Genomic DNA, 16,834 nt, shown 5'->3' on the forward strand with positions numbered 1-16,834 from the left:
TTTAAAAACTAAAGCTGCAACCAACCGTTGCAGCTTTTTGTTTTGAAGAATTATACAGCGAATAACGCTGCAAATCCAATACCTTCAATAAGCGCAGCTGCAATAAGCATGGCTGTTTGAATTTTTCCAGTAGCTTCTGGTTGACGAGCGATTGCGTCCATTGCAGAACCACCGATTCTACCGATACCAATACCAGCTCCAATAACTACTAATCCTGCTCCAACGATTTTAGGAATTTCCATAAAAATATGTATTAAAAATTAAACATTCAATTTGATTTTGCCAGCGCAAGGTCTGGCTCATCGCTTAAAATATCCACTGGATATTTTAATGATGCTCTGCCCCTTCGTGATGATGCTCCTCAACTGCCGATCCAAAATACAATGCCGATAACATTGTAAAAATATAGGCTTGTAACAACGCAACTAATATTTCGATTATAGAAATAGCGAATGACAACATAAATGACAAACTACTTCCTAACCAACTTTTAAAAATAAATATTAATCCAATTAAGCTCATCAATACAATATGTCCTGCAAAAATATTTGCATACAAACGTATCATCAATGCAAATGGTTTGATAAAAACTCCCAACAATTCTATTGGCGCAAGAATTATCTTCATTGGAGTTGGCACACCTGGCATCCAGAAAATGTGTCCCCAATAATTTTTGTTTGCTGTACCATTTGTGATTACAAATGTGATTACCGCTAATCCAAAAGTGATGGCGATATTTCCTGTAACGTTGATTCCTAATGGAGTCAAACCGAAGATGTTTAAGAACCATACAAAGAAAAAGATAGTCAATAAATAACTCATATATCTTTTATAGTGCTTTTCCCCAATGTTTGGAATCGCAATTTCGTCGCGAATATACAATACGATTGGTTCGAAAAAACGTCCAGCACCAGCCGAAATTCCACCATTTTTAGTATATGATTTTGCTAAACTTGTAAACAATAAAAACATCAACAAAGCCACAACCATTATGGTTAAAACTCCTTTTGTAATAGATAAATCTATAGGTTTTGCGTTTGATGGATGGTGCTCATCTCCAGTTATGGTTCCAGTAGCATCAGTTTTGTATATTTTTTCGTGGTGTAATTTGTAATAATTCCCGTTTGATTGGGCAACTGCTTCTCCGTGTTCGAATTTTGAAGAAGAGAAAAATTGAACTCCATTATCCCAAAGAATTATTGGTAATGGAAATCCGTAATGTTCTCCTGTTTCTTTATCTGCAAAAAGAGAAAATTCGTGACCATCAAGAACGTGATGCCCAATTACTTCTTTTATTTGTTCTCTAATTTCTGATGTTTCGCCTTCTTCTTTAGGAGCAGCTTCGTTTGCAACGGCATTTGTTTCAGTTTGTACTGGCGTACCTTCCGATGGAGTATTGGCTAAACCAAATATTGGAAGACAGGCTATTAAAATTGCTATTATAAATCTAAGTGATTTGTTTGAAAACACCATAACTGTTAAATATCTTAATTTTTACTTTCTGAAATTGGGTGCAAAGGTACATTTTAAATTAATATGCCAAAAGCATTAAATAAAAAAAAACCAAGGAATTGTCGTTTTAATAACAATTCATTGCTTATTGTTTAAAATTCTGATTGTTACAATGGTTTCAATTGTTAAAAACAAAGCAAAAACGAGAAAGAAATTGAGTTTTTCAATTCTTACATTTGGATTTCCGGAATGTAGTATGGGATACAAAACAGCGTAAGAAATCGCCATCTTGATACAAGTCACCCATAAAAAAGTGTAGCCAACATTGTCAATATTATTAGTTTTGACCTTAATAAGAATAAGAAGTATAATCACGGAGCAAATGAAGAAAAATCCGTAAACAATTTCTATTGGAAAGTAAAAACCCTGAAACTTCGGATTGCTATCGTTCAGAAAAAAAAACAACTTGTGTATGATATAAACCATAATTGAAAGGAAGAAAACTTCAATAATGGGTTGGTGTTTTTTGTAATTCATTGCTGTTTATGACGATTTGTTAATGTCTTTTAGTTGTCTGTTGATGTTGTAAAATGCAATGGCAACTCCTACCAACGTCAGGATCTTTACATAAATATTGTGTTGATTTGGGTATTTCTCGTCAAGCCAATTTCCAAAATACGAAAACAGAAATATGATTGCTCCCATTTGAATGGGAATATTAACAAGAGCGAGCCACTTATTATTGGTTTGCTTCTTCGGGTCTTGGTTGTCCGTCATTTGCAATCGTGTTTTTTGTGTTGGTCTTCATTATACAAGAAGCGCTAAAGTCGGCGCCTGGTTCCACTGATAATTTTTCGCAAATTACTTCTCCGTGAATGCTCGCTTTATGCTTCACATTCAATATTTCGGCAACGTGAATTTTTCCATTAAATTTTCCTTCAATATCGGCATTTTTACATACAATATCACCGATAACACTTCCTGCCGGACCAATAACAATTTTACCTTTAGATTTAAAATTTCCAGTTAACTCCCCGTCAAGTCTAAAGTCGGCGTGGGAAATAATATCCCCTTTTATTATTGTCCCTTCAACAATTCTATTTGTTTTTCCAAGGAGTTCAGTATATGATTTTGGCTTTTTATCAAACATAGCTTACGGCTTTGGAGGTGAAGTAGGATTCGGATTTCCAGCCGGAGGTGTCATTCCTGGAGGCATTCCTTGTTTTGATGCTCTTTGTTTTGGAGCTCCTTGATCTGGATTAGCTGGTTGAGGAACAATTTGCTGAGGAACTACCGGTTGAACAGGAACAGGAGTAACTTTTGGCGGTGCCAAATATTCTGCTAGATTTTTCTTAATTTGAACTACTTTGTAGTTTTCATTAGAAATCACAATTGCCGGTTCCATAATTTTATATTTTTTATCATCTTTCATTATTGCGGCAATATTTTTCGCATAAGCCTCTGATTTAATTCCTTGAATTGTTATGAAGTTTTCTTTTTCGTTATAAATGTCAAATGTATAGGATAGGTTATTGATGTTTTCGCTATCAATAAATTTCTTGATTTTATCTTCTAATGCTTTTGTGTTTTTATCCTCACGTTTACCAACTTTATAAAGTATTTTCCAGTTTTTAGTATCGGTTGTGGAAAAATTCATTTTCTCTAATAACGGAATTTGGGTTGTCAAAATATCCTGAGCGTTCTTACCTTCTTCACTGCTTGGATAATTATCCGCAACATATTGCATTGATTTTTTATAATCCTCTAATCCTTGTAGTTTTCCAATAGTATTTGCCTTAAGCAATTCAAATTTTGGCACAATTTCATCTCCAAAAAATTGAATAACAAGTCCGTCCATTTTTTCTAAAACTAAGACAAATTGTTCTTCCTGATATAATTTATACCATTTATTATATTCTGCTTCAGGAGTATCAATTTCAGAAACTGAATTGGAATTTGTATTGTTAATGATTTGTGCATAGCGAGAATCCGGATATTGGCTGGAAATACGGCTTTTCATCTCTTCTGCCTTCGCAATATCTGTTATTTGATATATTTTATACAAATTATACATCGTCGGAAGTACTAATTTTTCTTCTGGATTATGCTGTAACAATTGTTCTAGCTTGTTGCTGGCCAATTGATATTCCTTGAATTTTTCTTTGTAAATAACTCCAAGCTGATAATACGCAAAGTTTCTTTCTTTAGCAATACTGTCTATCTCTACTTGCGTTTTTGGAAGTTGGTCTAAATAAAAAGCTGTGGTATATTGAGGTGTTTCAACTTCCGCTGTTTTTCCTTCCAAAGTTGGATTTTTTTCTTCTACCAAGTCGTCTTCACCAGCGTTTGATCTGTTTGCAGGCAATCTCCAATTGCCGCTTAAAGCTCTGTTTCCCCATCTTTTTTTGAATTCAACCTTTCCAAAAGCCACGGTTGAAGGATTGTAAAAATAAAAAGTGTTTGCCGCATCCTTTGCAGAAGTATTAGTCATTGATGGCGGTGCGATTCCTGGTTTTTTTGGAGGTTTCCCTGCTTGCTGAACGCCTGTTGCAGGATCATCAGAACTAATTAAACTATTTCTGTCTATGTTTTGAAGCTTTTCTTTTTGTTTTTCTTCCAAGATTCTTTTGGCCTCATCTGACTTTTTTAATTTGCCAATGTAATCTTCAAAGTATAAAATCCTGTCAGTATCTGACATCGCAACTACATTTAATATGCTATCATTCCTTTTGGCGATAAATTCATATTCAATTACTTCATCCAAATCTTTTCTGACCTTTTTAATATGAATGTATTCTCTGGTTTTAACGTCCATTTTAACTAAAGTGCTGTCATAATATTTAGCAGCCATTGAATATTCAGTATTTTTAAAATGCATATTCCCCAAATTCCTATAATTTGAAGCCACTAAATAGGCGTCTTTAGAATTTGTTTTTAGAGAAGCATTGTAAAATTCTTTGGCTAATTCCTGATCGTTTTGTTTATCATAAAAAACACCCATTTCATAATAAATAATATCTAAAAATGGTCGGTTTTCTCTGTCTGCAATCAGTTTGTTATAGGTTTTTACAAAAGCATCTCCGTCTCCGTTTTCAAAATCAAATAACTGGGCTTTCTTAGCATACGCTTGAATAATATATTCCCTTTCCGCTTTTCTATTCATATCTATCAAAGATTGATAGCTGATTATAGCGCTGTCTTTTTTGCCTAATTCCTGATACAATTGTCCAAGGATAAAGCGATATCTTGTTTTTTCGTAATTTACTTTGGTGAAACTTACGGCGATTTTTAATTTGGCAATAGCGCTGTCTTTTTCTTCAACATTTAAAAATGTTTCTGCTAAAAGTGCGTTGGCATCTGCAATATCTTGCTTTTTAAGCTTTTTTTCATCCAGAAGTTTAGATATGTTTTTAATAACCTGTGCGTCATTTCCTAAACGCATATTAGTTTTTTCTCTCCAAATTTTAGCTTGATATATATTACTACTATTGGAATATTTGTATAAAATATAATTGAAAGCGTCTAATGCAGGAATAAATCTTTGGTCATAATAACGCGCTTTACCCAATAATAAATAAGCCTCGTCTATTTGATAGTTTTTTTCTTGACCGCCAATATTCATCGAGTGTTTTTGAATTGCTATGGTCGCTTTGGCTTCGGCAAGTTCAAAATTGGCGTTCTTAGATTTTCCGTTCGCAATATTATCTTCTTTAATTTGCATTCTTTCGACCGGCAATCTTTTCCAAAAATTGTCTTTGCTATCTGCTTTTATGCTTTCAATTCCTTTATTCAAGCCTATTTGGCCGTTATATAAAATATTGTCTCTTGTGCTTAATGCGTGGGAATTTCTAGCCAAAAAAGTGTCTTTCTTAGTAGAACAAGCTACCAAGATAATTAAAAATGCTATAAAGAAGGTGTGTTTAAGTGTCTTGGTTTTCAATGGGAAACAGTTTATCATTTAACTTTTAAAAGCGCATTTTAGTATAATGACTGGTAAAAATACGTTTCTTTTTGAAATATCGAAATTTAAACGGCAAAAAACGTTTCAAGCTCTTGTAATGTTTCTGGCGATGTTTGAATGTCTTTTACAATTTCGCCTTTATTTAGCACAACTATTCTATCGCAAACCTCAACTGTATGCTGCAAATCGTGGCTTGAAACCAGAACTGTAACGTTTGGGTTTTCGGCAAGTTCCTTGATTATTTTTTTTAATCGGCTTACGGTTGTTGGATCTAAATTTGCAAACGGTTCGTCGAGAATTACCACTTCAGGACTGCCAATAAGCGTGGCAATGATTCCTACTTTCTTTTGGTTTCCTTTGGATAAATCCCGCAAATATTTTTTGTTTTTCAGGATTTCACCATTAAAAAACTCTTCGTGTTTCACCAATAAAGCATCAACATCGGCTTTGTTTTGATTGCGTAAATCACCTATGAAATAAAAATATTCTTCAGGAGTCAAATAGCCAATGAGGAAACTTTCATCAAGAAAAGAAGACGTAAATGGTTTCCAATTTTCACTAACATTTACCTGAACATCATTGTTAATTATATTTCCTGTCGAAGGTTGGATTAAATCCAAAAGTAAACTAAAAAAAGTGGTTTTTCCCGCTCCATTGTTGCCAACTAGGCCAAAACTTTGTCCTTTTGGAATTTCTAAAGTATCTATTTTTAATACGGCAGTTCCGTTATATGATTTTGAAAGATTTTGTACTTGTATCATTTTGAATTACGATTTCAGATTTACGAATTACGATTTTTGTTTGTAAGCGTCGATAGTTTTATATTTTTCAGTTTTGTAGATTTTTTCAATTAATGAGAAAACTTTATCTCTCAAGGCAAACCCCAAAACTCCTGCAACAGCTACAAATATAAGTCCTAAATTAGGATTCATTAGTGAAGAACCTGCCCAATAAAGCAATAACGGTAAGACTAATTTTGGTAACGAAAGTAGCATTGTGTTTGTATTAAAGGCTTTTTTGTCACCAAAAGCACCTTTGCTCATAGATAAATCGATTGGTGTTTTTGTAAATGCTCCACCAAGCAAAACCAAATGCGAATTAACTCCAATATTGTAAATTGCTCCAACGACAATCGTTAGGTAAACCTGCCAGCCAAAATACAAATAAAAAGAAGCCAAAATGGTCGAGATAAATGTAGCAATAACAACAAGCCACCATTTTGAACTCAAATAGCCTTTATAAGAAATATTTTGTGTCATCATCAGCGGATAATAAGAACTATCCCAGCTGGGCACAAATTGTCCAAAAGTGAATAAAAATCCTCCCGAAACAAAAATACCGGCAAAAATGCGCATCACTTCTGGTTGATGTGAATTTTCTCTGAAAAATAACAGTCCGTAAAATAAAAACAGCAAACTCATTAAAACAGTGGTCCGCGAACGTTTGTTTCTTTTGATAAGTTTGATGTCATTCTTTAAAAAAGTTCCCAAAGTTCCAAATTGGTTTAACCAAGTCAAATTCTCAGTTTTGGCAATTTCGTATTTGCTTGATAATCCAGCATCGAGATATAAATTGTTTTTTAGATAGTTAAACGTATAATAATACAAGCTCATCAAAACTATAACCGGAAATAAAAACAGTCCTTTTATGTTAAACAATCCATTAAAAAATACAGAAGTATATGTAGTAATATCAAAATAATGATAGTATTGAAAACCTCCCAGAACCAGCACAATTCCTATGAAAATAGCAAACACATTGTCCTTGTTTGTTAAAATAATATTCAGGAAATTATTACTGTAAACCAATGAAATCATTGCCAAATGCCAAAGAATCACACTCACAACATCATACCCTTCGACCAATAAAACAAAAGTAAAAGGCAAAAAGAAAAAAACGTGGAGAAAATTAAAAAAAGACAATAGCGTTTTTCCAATGGAAAAGTTAACGATTGTTGGTCTTTTGAACGGCAAAGCAAGTAACGGCCGAATATTCATTACTGGTATTTTTTGTAACAATAATCGAATGCCCAAATCAATTAAAAAATAGTAAATCAAGTATTTGTTCACCTGCTGCAACGGATCAAGATTCATTTTTTTTAATCCATAAAAAGCTCCAATTCCAACCATTAGCAAAATAAAAGCATACAGAATTGCTATAAAACCCAAAAGAATTTTTAAAGCCAAATTAGTTCCGAAAGAAGCTGACCTTATAAAAGCTTTCCATTCGAGATACAGGAATTTTTTAATCATAATTTTGACTTATATTTTTTATTTATTGATAAAAGTAGGGAAATGTAACAAAAAACAGAACTTCTAAACCTATAAACTTCTATACTTTTTTTGGGTTTGCTATCTTTGTAAAAAATTAATCCTATGCCATCATTCAAAAAACTTGTCATAAAAGAAATAAAACGCGAAACGGCGTCAGCAGTTTCTATACTTTTTAATGTACCTGAAGAATTAAAACCAAATTATACTTTTATTGCCGGTCAATATGTCAATTTGAGATTAACGCTGGACGGACAGGAAATCCGTCGTGCGTATTCTATTTGTTCTTCACCAGAAAGTGGAGAATTGAGAATTGCGGTAAAGGCTATGAAAGACGGAACTTTCTCCCAATTTGCCAATACAAAACTAAAAGTGGGTGATCTTATCGAAGTAGGAATACCGGAAGGAAAATTCACATTCGAACCACAAGTTGACAGACAAAAAAACTATGTTGCTTTTGTTGCAGGTAGCGGAATTACACCCGTAATTTCCATTCTTAAATCCGTTTTGAAAGGCGAACCACGAAGTTCGTTTGTATTGGTTTACGGAAATAAATTGCCCGAAGAAACGATCTTTCAACAGGAATTACACGATTTGCAATCTAAATATACGGGGAGATTATTTGTTCATTATGTTTTCAGTCAAGTCAAAGCCGAAGGGGAACTTTTTGGCAGAATCGATAAATCCATTGTGAATTTTGTGCTGAACAACAAGCACAAGGAATTAGAATTCGACAAGTTCTATTTATGCGGCCCTGAAGAAATGATTAATATGGTTTCGGCTGTTTTAAAAGAGAACAACATTCCGGAAAAGAATATCAAGTTCGAATTGTTTTCAACTTCAATTACCGAAGATAAAATTGCAAAATCTCTCGAAGGTCATACTAAAATTACTATTCTTGTTGATGACGATGAAACAACTTTCGAAATGTCACAAAAACAAACTATCCTAGAGGCAGCTCTAAAACAAGGCGTTGACGCTCCCTATTCCTGCCAAGGTGGAATCTGCAGTAGTTGTCTCGCTCGTATTACATCTGGGACTGCTGTGATGAGGAAAAATTCCATATTAACGGATAGCGAAATCGCCGAAGGTTTAGTACTCACTTGTCAAGCGCATCCTACTTCTGCAGAAATTTTTGTGAATTATGACGATGTTTAAAAAAATATAAATGACGAATTATCATTTTAGAAAAGCTGAAATTTCTGAAACATCTCGAATATGGACCATTTTGCAACAAGCCATACTGCGAAGAAAAGAAGACGGAAGTAATCAATGGCAAGATGGCTATCCAAACCCAGAAGTCGTACAAAAAGACATTGAAAAAGGGGAAGGATATGTTTTGGTTGAAGGAAAATCTATCATTGGTTATTGTGCGGTATTAGTCAATGACGAGCCTGAATATGAAAAAATTGAAGGAAAGTGGTTAACGAATGATGATTTTGTCGTGTTTCATCGAGTAGCTATTGCAGAAAAGTATTTGGGAAAAGGTTTTGCTAAAATGATGATTAAATATATAGAAGATTTTGCTCTTAAAAACAATATAGTCAGTGTAAAAGCAGACACAAATTATGACAATATTGCAATGTTAAAAATTTTTGAAAAATCGGGCTACACTCTCTGTGGTGAAGTACATTTCAGAGGAAGTCCAAGAAAAGCATATGAGAAAGTGCTCCCTAAAGCTTTGTAAATACGATTAAAAAAGACTGTTCAATGAACAGTCTTTTTTAATAAGCAGAAATGGTTTATGCCATAAACAAAGTGTTTTTGTGGCAGTTGTATAAAGCCAAATCGTAAGGAACTCGTTTAGGCGCCACTTTTTCTGAAGAAGCATCAAACTTAATATTATTGTGTTTTCTGAACAAGTAAATTTCTTTTAAACAATTAGACAAACTTTGATGAATTGATGTCGTAAAAGTTGGCAATTGCTTGTCTCCTACCAATAAATCTACTTCATAATTAGAACTACTTTTTGATAAATTGTTTCCGTTGATTCGAATCGTGAATGTTGTAGGGATTCCGTTTTGTTTACCCTGATACTGTACTACCATGTTATTTAGTATTAAAATGTGATTAAAATAATTTATAATCTCAACTTTTTTATTTGTTGAATTCTGTGCTAAAATTAAAAAAAATTGGAAACTGAACTAATAACAGCCCTTAAATTATTTCCTTTCAACCAAAATTAATTATTAAAAAGATTTAAAACGTAATTTGAATTTGTAAAATTTTCTTAAATTCTTTGAGAGAAAAAGTCAAGTGTCCGGCTAACTTTTGAATTAGATTTCTTTGCTCATTCGCTCCAGCGACATTTTGTAGATTAATGCAAAAGTACCATCTTTCATAAATTCATTAAGTTTTGGCTTGAATTCATCAGCCATTTCCGTTATCGCAATCATCTTTTGGTTGTTTTCCTGATCTTCAGGAGCTGTTTTTTGCACTCTGATTACTTCTATAAATTTATCCATCCATTTTTCGTGGAGCATAATAAATTCCTTTTGTTCATCGGTTAACTTTTTGATCTCCGTTTGATCTAAGTGGGCGGCAAAACTTACCTGACTGATTAACGTTGTCCCGGCAGTCAAGCCAAGGAATTTAAAAAAATTTCTTCTAGAGGATTTTGAATCTAACATAGGGTTTGTTTATTTTTAAATTATACGAAAGATAAAGGTAGATGATTTCTTTGATAAATTACAATTTGTTTAAATTAAATGAGGTTAAAAGCATCCGCTTTCTTGCCAAGAATCTAAATTGTAGCATTGATTTTATCAACTACAGTTTCAACAGAAATTGTTCGCATTGCACTTTCATAACCTGGCACTTTTTTATTTCCGTACACTGAAGTAGGTAATTTTGGAAACAAATTTCGATTAGCCAACAATGCGTTTTCAAAAGGTTGATTGAATGGCAGAAATCCAGCAAACGGATGTGTTGATCCCCAAAGTGTAATTACTTTTACACCAAACATTGCTGCCAAATGTGCATTTGCACTATCCATTGAATGCATCATATCAAGATTGCTGATGAGTTGCAATTCCTGCTGAAGATTAATTTTCCCAGCAATATTGACAACATTTTCTCTGCCTTTTGAAAGCAAATCCAGTATTTCGATTTCCTTTTTTCCTCCACCAAAAAGCAAGATTTTATAGTTCTTGTTTTGATCTAATTTATCGATTACTTCCTGCATTAAATCTAGTGGATACACTTTGGAATCGTATTGTGCAAAAGGTGCGATTCCTATTAGTTTCCCAGGGTTTTCTCCAATTAAATGGACTATTTCTGCGTCTAATTTTTGTTTTGGTGGGAAAATAGGATTTGACAAATCTACTGTGAAACCAAGTTCTTCAAACACTTTTGCGTGTCTTTCGAACATTGTGGGCAAAGGTTTGAAAATTTTATTTTCAGAACGTGTTAAAGCTGCTTTTTGTACTCTGCCTTTATCAACAAATGCTGTTCTTTTCCCAGTCAAGGCAAAAAGCGTACGAACAACTTTAGAACGCAAAACGTTATGCAAATCAGCAAAAACGTCAATGTTTAATGCTTTTAAATCTTGAAATAAGTGCAACAATCCAAAAAATCCTTTGTGACGCTTTATCTCGTCGAAAGCAAAGAAAGAAACATTAGGAATTGTGTCGAAAAGTGGTTTAAAAAACGGTCGGGAAATAACAGTAATTTTTATTTCAGGATTTTGCGAAACAAAAGCCCTTAAAACAGGAACCGTCATGGCGACATCTCCCATTGCGGAAAGTCTCATGACGGCTATATGTTTGATTTTTTTTGACAATTTAGATTTGTCAGAATTTATTTTTTATTCTGATACAAAACCGGATTCAAATCATCATCATTGTACATTTTCATTTGTTTGTACACTTTCATGAATTTATTGCCGCTTTCGATGTCTTTTAATAAATCATCTATTGCAGTTGACAAATCAGTTCTTTGTTCTAACAACACATTTAATTTTGCCTGACATTTATCCCTGTGGTCTTGTGAAGCTTCGGCACGATTGGCCTCTTCGTTCATATGATAAATTTTTAAAGCTAAAATAGACAATCTGTCAAATGCCCAAGCTGGACTTTCGGAATTGATTTTAGCATTTTCTTTTACTGTAACGTGAGCATTTTTTTGAAGAAAATAACCATCAATATATTCTACCATGTCAGTACGCTCCTGATTTGAAGAGTCAATTCTTCTTTTTAAAGTCAATGCTGCAACTGGGTCAATATTTGGATCACGAATAATATCTTCGAAATGCCATTGTACGGTGTCAATCCAATTTTTTAAATATAATAAATGTTCTATTTTTTCCTTTGGAAAAGGATTATTAATAGGTTGATCTACATTATCAAATTGATGATAATCGCGAATACTTTGTTCGAAAACGGAATAAGCTAATTTTGAAAACATATTTTTCATATTTTATAATTACAAAGATACTTTTTATACTTTTATAGTCCCTTAAAAACTTAAGAAGTTTAATACCAAAACTTAAAACAATGCAAACACATTATTTATCAGAAGATAATAGTATTCTTAATCATTTTCTTGGTCAAATCAGAAACGTTAATGTGCAACAAGACAGTATGCGTTTTCGTAGAAATATTGAACGTATTGGCGAAGTGATGGCTTATGAATTAAGTAAAGATTTGCATTATAAAAATATCGAAATTCAAACACCTCTTGGTATCAAAAAAACCACCGAAATTGCAGATCAATTGGTTTTATGTTCCATTCTTCGCGCTGGTTTGCCGCTTCATTTAGGGTTATTGAATTATTTTGACAGTGCCGAAAATGGTTTTGTTTCTGCCTACAGACATCATCCTAATAATGATGAGTTTTTCGAAATTTTAGTCGAATATCAAGCCGTTCCCAATATTGAAAACAAGACCTTACTTTTGATAGATCCAATGCTTGCCACAGGACAATCGATGGTTGCGGTTTTTAATAAATTAATGGAAAAAGGGCTACCAAAAGAAATTCACATTGCCGTAATAATTGCTGCTCCGGAAGGAATTGCTTATCTTGAAAAACATTTGCCCGATTCCTGTCATCTTTGGGTTGCAACTTTGGACGAAAAACTAAACGACAAAAAATATATAGTTCCTGGCCTTGGCGATGCTGGTGATTTAGCTTACGGAAATAAATTATAATTGCGAGAAAAACGCAAACAAACTGCAAAGTATAAATACAGCCAAAACCATTTCCTGCTTTAATTGTTGTTGCTTAACTTCGATGTGACTAGTTGCCATCATTGCCAATGGAGCAATTGTAAAAACCAATAAATCATTGCTTTTACTTGAAGAAATTGCAAAAATCACTATCCCAATAAAAAAAGAACCGATGATTTTTTTATACGAAGCATTCAATACTAATGGTCTATTCGGTAATGATATAAACATAGAAATTACAAAAAACAAAGCAATGGTCACATAGATTGAAAAGGCTGCGTTTTGATAATTATTAGTAAAATAATCAATATTAAAATTGGTAATTGCATTTGTATTGATATATCCCAGAACGTCTTTGTAGAAAATTATCGAAAAAAGCATTGAAATAATTCCTACGGCAAAAAAGGCTATAAAAGGCAAAACCCAGTTTCTATAGTCTCTTGAAACATGAAAAATTATGGAGATAAAAACCAATACAATATAAAGAATACTCCAAAAGTGAAACAAGGCTGCCACAAAAATCCATAAAGAGGCATCAAATATTTTTTCTTTGGATGCTTTTAAGGATTGCAAAGAAATTAATCTACGAAGTGCCAATAAGACAAATAAATTTGATAAAATTAAATTGACATTATTTAATACTGAAGGGGAAAACAGCAGAAATAAAAAATAGAAAAAAATCGTGTAGCTACTGTCTTTGCTCAATCCGTTTTTTTTGGCAATAAAATTTGTGATAAAAATGGAACCCAACAAAACAACAAATAACATTGCTTTTTTAAAAATTGAAAATGCCGAATTTGTCCAAGTTAAATCTTGAAACTGATAAATTAAAAAGAAAACCAGCATTAAAATTACAACCAAAATTAAATTTAATGGTGTAGATTTTTTAAAAACACTTGTTATCATAAGGATATTTTATACTTTTGTGACTGTAAATATAATACTTGTACAAAGATGAGAGCATTTTTTGAAGGAATTCAATGGTTATTTGAAAACATTTTTTTCGCCTTACATAATTATCTAAGAGAATTAGAACGTGTTTGTTGGGCTGGAGCCAATACTATCAACTGGATTTTTATGGCCATCTGTGCTGTTGCAATCGTATATTGGTGCAAACAATTGAAATTACACCAAGATAGTGGTCAAGAAGACCAAGATACAACGGCTCATTCTTTTTTAAAGTAAGTCGAAACCAATATCTTTTCTAAAATACATCTTATCAAAATTTAGCTTGTCTATGTTTTGGTAAGATTTTTTTATGGCTTCTTGAAAGTCGTTACCAAAAGATGTTATGGCCAAAACTCTTCCTCCATTGGTAAGCACATTTCCGTTTTCCAATTTTGTTCCTGCGTGAAAAACAATTGAATCTTCAATGTTCTCCAATCCTGAAATTACTTTCCCTTTCTCAAAATCTTCAGGATAACCGCCAGAAACAAGCATAATTGTAGTGGCACTTCTCTCGTCAATTTCAAGAGTGATTTCGGCTAATTTTTCATTGGCTACTGCCAAAAATAATTCCACTAAATCCGATTTCATTCTTGGAACAACCACTTCGGTTTCAGGATCACCCATTCTCACATTGTATTCAATTACGATCGGCTCGTTATTTACGTTAATCAATCCAATAAACACAAATCCTTTATACTCAATACCGTCTTTCTGGAAACCTTCAATTGTTGGTTTTACGATGCGAGTTTCAATTTTTTCCATCAAAACATCATCCACGTAAGGAACTGGAGAAACCGCTCCCATTCCACCTGTATTCAAACCTGTGTCTCCTTCGCCAATGCGTTTGTAATCTTTGGCTGTTGGCAAAATTTTATAACTCTTTCCGTCGGTCAAAACGAAGCAACTTAATTCAATTCCATCCAAAAACTCTTCGATTACGACTTTAGAACTTGCAGCGCCAAATTTTTGCTTTACCAACATATTTCTCAATTCGTCTTTGGCTTCCGTCAAATCGTGAATGATTAAAACGCCTTTTCCTGCTGCCAATCCATCTGCTTTCAAAACATATGGTGGTTGTAAAGTTTCCAGGAAATCACATCCTTTCTCTACTGTTTCGGCAGTAAAACTATCATAAGCGGCTGTTGGAATATTGTGTTTCATCAAAAATTCCTTGGCAAACTCTTTACTTCCTTCTAAAGTGGCGCCTAATTTTGATGGTCCAATAACCGGAATATCTTTTAAATCACCATCGTTTTTGAAAAAGTCGAAAATCCCTTTTACCAATGGATCTTCCGGCCCAACAACTACCATTTCCACTTTTTCCTGAAGTACTAATGTTTTTATAGCATCAAAATTTGTTGGACTGATATCAACATTGCTGGCTATCGACGCCGTCCCGGCATTTCCCGGAGCTACAAAAAGTTTGTCGCAAAGCGGACTTTGAATCATTTTCCAAGCAAAAGCGTGTTCTCTTCCTCCTGAACCTAAAAGTAAAATTGTCATTGTGTTGTTGTTAAGTTTGGCAAAAATAATTGCTTTTAGACTTAAAAAATAATTAATTTTCAAAAAGTTGTTGGTTGTAGGTCATTAGTTGTTCGTAAATATTATTTTTGGTAAAATATATTCACCAAATGTTTCCATTTTTCGAATTATCGCTGCAATTAAATGCCTTTCCAATAAAGAAAGCTAAAGCCGAATTGCGAAAAATTCAGTTGATTCCCGAACAAGAATTTGAAGATTTTATCCAAAATAAAAAACAAGAAATTGTTGACTATCATTTAAAGAATAATTCGTCCTATCAAAAACTTGTAGGCAAAACCTCTTTCAATAATTGGAGCGATTTGCTGATAATGACCAAGAAAGACTTTCAAGAACCCTTAAAAGAAAGACTTTCATCTGGATTTTCTCCTGCAACAATTTACGTTAACAAAACTTCAGGCTCCGGTGGCGATCCGTTTATTTTTGGCAAAGATAAATTTTCACACGCCTTAACTTGGGCAACTATCATCAATCGATTTGGTTGGTTCGAAATTGATTTTAATAGTTCCTATCAAGCTCGCTTTTACGGAATTCCATTGGATTTTATAGGGAACACGAAAGAGCGATTTAAAGATTTTTTTTCCAATAGGTTTCGATTTTCGATTTTCGATTTGTCAGATAAAGTTTTAGATGGTTTTTTAAACGAATTCAAAACTCGAAAGTTTGATTATATCAATGGTTATACTAGTTCAATCGTTTTGTTTGCCAAGTTTTTACAACAAAGAAATATTGTCTTAAAAGAAATTTGCCCCACTTTGAAAATCTGTGTTGTCACTTCTGAAATGCTTTTTGAAGATGATAAAATTCTCTTGGGAAAACAATTTGGAGTTCCAGTTGTCAATGAATATGGAGCTTCGGAACTGGATTTGATTGCCTTTCAAAATCCAAACGGCGAATGGCAAGTAAATTCCGAAACCCTTTTTGTAGAAATTTTGGACGAGAATAATACCGTTTTGCCTTATGGAAAAGAAGGTCGGATTGTGATTACTTCTTTATTCAACAAAGCGCATCCCTTTATTCGATACGACATTGGCGACATTGGAATTTTGGATGAAAAAAGCACGGCCAAAAAACCGATTCTTAAAAAATTAATTGGTCGAACCAATGACGTTGCCATTTTACCGAGCGGGAAAAAATCTCCCGGATTGACTTTTTACTATGTGACCAAAAGCATTATCGAAGACGATGGAAATGTAAAAGAATTTGTCATCAAACAAACTAAAATAGATACTTTTGACATTGAATATGTAAGCGAAACCGAATTAAATTTGGCACAAATCAACAAAATTGAAGCGGCAATTGCCTTATATTTGGAAAAAGGATTGGTTTTTACATTTGTCCGAAAAGAAAAACTGGAACGAACCAATAGCGGAAAATTGAAACAATTTGTTTCGTTAATTAAAGAAATAGCCTAATGAAAATCACCATAGTTGCAGGTGCAAGACCTAATTTTATAAAAATCGCACCCATCATCAAAGCGATTGAAAAAAAGCAAAACG

At 33.3% G+C, this 16,834-nt stretch carries 19 protein-coding genes; 5 read left to right on the forward strand and 14 right to left on the reverse strand.

The features are described 5' to 3' along the window. Positions 1–50: 50 nt before the first annotated feature. The 8 genes from atpE to ACH2BV_RS14775 all read right to left on the reverse strand — a co-directional run bounded on the left by atpE (position 51) and on the right by ACH2BV_RS14775 (position 7,665). Positions 51–242 (reverse strand): ATP synthase F0 subunit C, encoded by a 192-nt coding sequence (gene atpE, locus ACH2BV_RS14740; protein WP_073367797.1) that lies wholly within the window; start codon positions 240–242, stop codon positions 51–53. Between the two features lie 85 nt (positions 243–327). Beyond that, entirely contained in the window at positions 328–1,473 is a 1,146-nt protein-coding gene (gene atpB / locus ACH2BV_RS14745; RefSeq protein ID WP_395051536.1) for a F0F1 ATP synthase subunit A, read from the reverse strand. A gap of 117 nt (positions 1,474–1,590) precedes the next feature. Continuing rightward, positions 1,591–1,989 carry a hypothetical protein gene (locus tag ACH2BV_RS14750; protein ID WP_395051537.1) on the reverse strand — a complete coding sequence of 133 codons (399 nt, stop codon included), beginning with the start codon at positions 1,987–1,989 and terminating at the stop codon, positions 1,591–1,593. A gap of 6 nt (positions 1,990–1,995) precedes the next feature. Further along, positions 1,996–2,229, reverse strand: coding sequence for an AtpZ/AtpI family protein (locus ACH2BV_RS14755; RefSeq protein ID WP_395051539.1), 234 nt, complete (start codon positions 2,227–2,229; stop codon positions 1,996–1,998). Further along, on the reverse strand, positions 2,192–2,602 hold the full coding sequence (locus ACH2BV_RS14760; protein WP_395051540.1) for a polymer-forming cytoskeletal protein: 411 nt from the start codon (positions 2,600–2,602) through the stop codon (positions 2,192–2,194). Before ACH2BV_RS14760 ends, ACH2BV_RS14755 begins: the two co-directional genes overlap by 38 nt. Positions 2,603–2,605: 3 nt before the next feature. Further along, positions 2,606–5,392: a tetratricopeptide repeat protein gene (locus ACH2BV_RS14765; RefSeq protein WP_395051541.1), complete on the reverse strand. Its 2,787-nt coding sequence runs from the start codon at positions 5,390–5,392 to the stop codon at positions 2,606–2,608. Between the two features lie 86 nt (positions 5,393–5,478). After that, a complete protein-coding gene (locus ACH2BV_RS14770; protein ID WP_395051542.1) occupies positions 5,479–6,174 on the reverse strand; it encodes an ABC transporter ATP-binding protein in 696 nt (231 codons plus the stop codon). Positions 6,175–6,201: 27 nt separating this feature from the next. Further along, entirely contained in the window at positions 6,202–7,665 is a 1,464-nt protein-coding gene (locus ACH2BV_RS14775; protein ID WP_395051544.1) for a DUF5687 family protein, read from the reverse strand. 123 nt (positions 7,666–7,788) lie between these two features. Here ACH2BV_RS14775 and ACH2BV_RS14780 point away from each other — a divergent pair, with 123 nt between their 5' ends. Further along, entirely contained in the window at positions 7,789–8,841 is a 1,053-nt protein-coding gene (locus ACH2BV_RS14780; protein WP_395051546.1) for a 2Fe-2S iron-sulfur cluster-binding protein, read from the forward strand. 10 nt (positions 8,842–8,851) lie between these two features. Next, on the forward strand, positions 8,852–9,370 hold the full coding sequence (locus ACH2BV_RS14785) for a GNAT family N-acetyltransferase (RefSeq protein WP_395051548.1): 519 nt from the start codon (positions 8,852–8,854) through the stop codon (positions 9,368–9,370). A gap of 55 nt (positions 9,371–9,425) precedes the next feature. Here ACH2BV_RS14785 and ACH2BV_RS14790 read toward each other — a convergent pair whose 3' ends face one another. The 4 genes from ACH2BV_RS14790 to ACH2BV_RS14805 form a co-directional block, all read right to left on the reverse strand. Further along, the gene (locus ACH2BV_RS14790; protein WP_395051549.1) at positions 9,426–9,731 is read right to left on the reverse strand and encodes a hypothetical protein; all 306 of its coding nucleotides are present in this window, start codon (positions 9,729–9,731) and stop codon (positions 9,426–9,428) included. Positions 9,732–9,959: 228 nt separating this feature from the next. Beyond that, entirely contained in the window at positions 9,960–10,313 is a 354-nt protein-coding gene (locus tag ACH2BV_RS14795; RefSeq protein WP_395051550.1) for a hypothetical protein, read from the reverse strand. Between the two features lie 113 nt (positions 10,314–10,426). Continuing rightward, on the reverse strand, positions 10,427–11,434 hold the full coding sequence (locus ACH2BV_RS14800; protein ID WP_395051551.1) for a glycosyltransferase family 9 protein: 1,008 nt from the start codon (positions 11,432–11,434) through the stop codon (positions 10,427–10,429). A 47-nt stretch (positions 11,435–11,481) separates the two neighbouring features. Next, positions 11,482–12,087, reverse strand: coding sequence for a DUF4254 domain-containing protein (locus ACH2BV_RS14805; RefSeq protein WP_395051552.1), 606 nt, complete (start codon positions 12,085–12,087; stop codon positions 11,482–11,484). Between the two features lie 89 nt (positions 12,088–12,176). On the opposite strand from ACH2BV_RS14805, the gene upp reads away from it, so the two are divergent. Further along, positions 12,177–12,830 carry a uracil phosphoribosyltransferase gene (upp, locus tag ACH2BV_RS14810; RefSeq protein WP_395051553.1) on the forward strand — a complete coding sequence of 218 codons (654 nt, stop codon included), beginning with the start codon at positions 12,177–12,179 and terminating at the stop codon, positions 12,828–12,830. Here upp and ACH2BV_RS14815 read toward each other — a convergent pair. Next, complete coding sequence (locus tag ACH2BV_RS14815) at positions 12,825–13,754, reverse strand: DUF6427 family protein (RefSeq protein ID WP_395051554.1); 930 nt, start codon at positions 13,752–13,754, stop codon at positions 12,825–12,827. The two genes, upp and ACH2BV_RS14815, sit on opposite strands and share 6 nt — an antisense overlap. 48 nt (positions 13,755–13,802) lie before the next feature. Here ACH2BV_RS14815 and ACH2BV_RS14820 point away from each other — a divergent pair, with 48 nt between their 5' ends. Continuing rightward, positions 13,803–14,033 carry a uracil phosphoribosyltransferase gene (locus ACH2BV_RS14820; RefSeq protein WP_395051555.1) on the forward strand — a complete coding sequence of 77 codons (231 nt, stop codon included), beginning with the start codon at positions 13,803–13,805 and terminating at the stop codon, positions 14,031–14,033. Here ACH2BV_RS14820 and purD read toward each other — a convergent pair. Beyond that, on the reverse strand, positions 14,025–15,299 hold the full coding sequence (gene purD, locus ACH2BV_RS14825; RefSeq protein ID WP_395051556.1) for a phosphoribosylamine--glycine ligase: 1,275 nt from the start codon (positions 15,297–15,299) through the stop codon (positions 14,025–14,027). The two genes, ACH2BV_RS14820 and purD, sit on opposite strands and share 9 nt — an antisense overlap. Positions 15,300–15,427: 128 nt before the next feature. Here purD and ACH2BV_RS14830 point away from each other — a divergent pair, with 128 nt between their 5' ends. Beyond that, positions 15,428–16,750: a phenylacetate--CoA ligase family protein gene (locus tag ACH2BV_RS14830; protein WP_395051557.1), complete on the forward strand. Its 1,323-nt coding sequence runs from the start codon at positions 15,428–15,430 to the stop codon at positions 16,748–16,750. Positions 16,751–16,834: the final 84 nt, after the last annotated feature.

Origin of the sequence: Flavobacterium sp. (assembly GCF_043780635.1) — a bacterium.
GTDB lineage: Bacteria > Bacteroidota > Bacteroidia > Flavobacteriales > Flavobacteriaceae > Flavobacterium.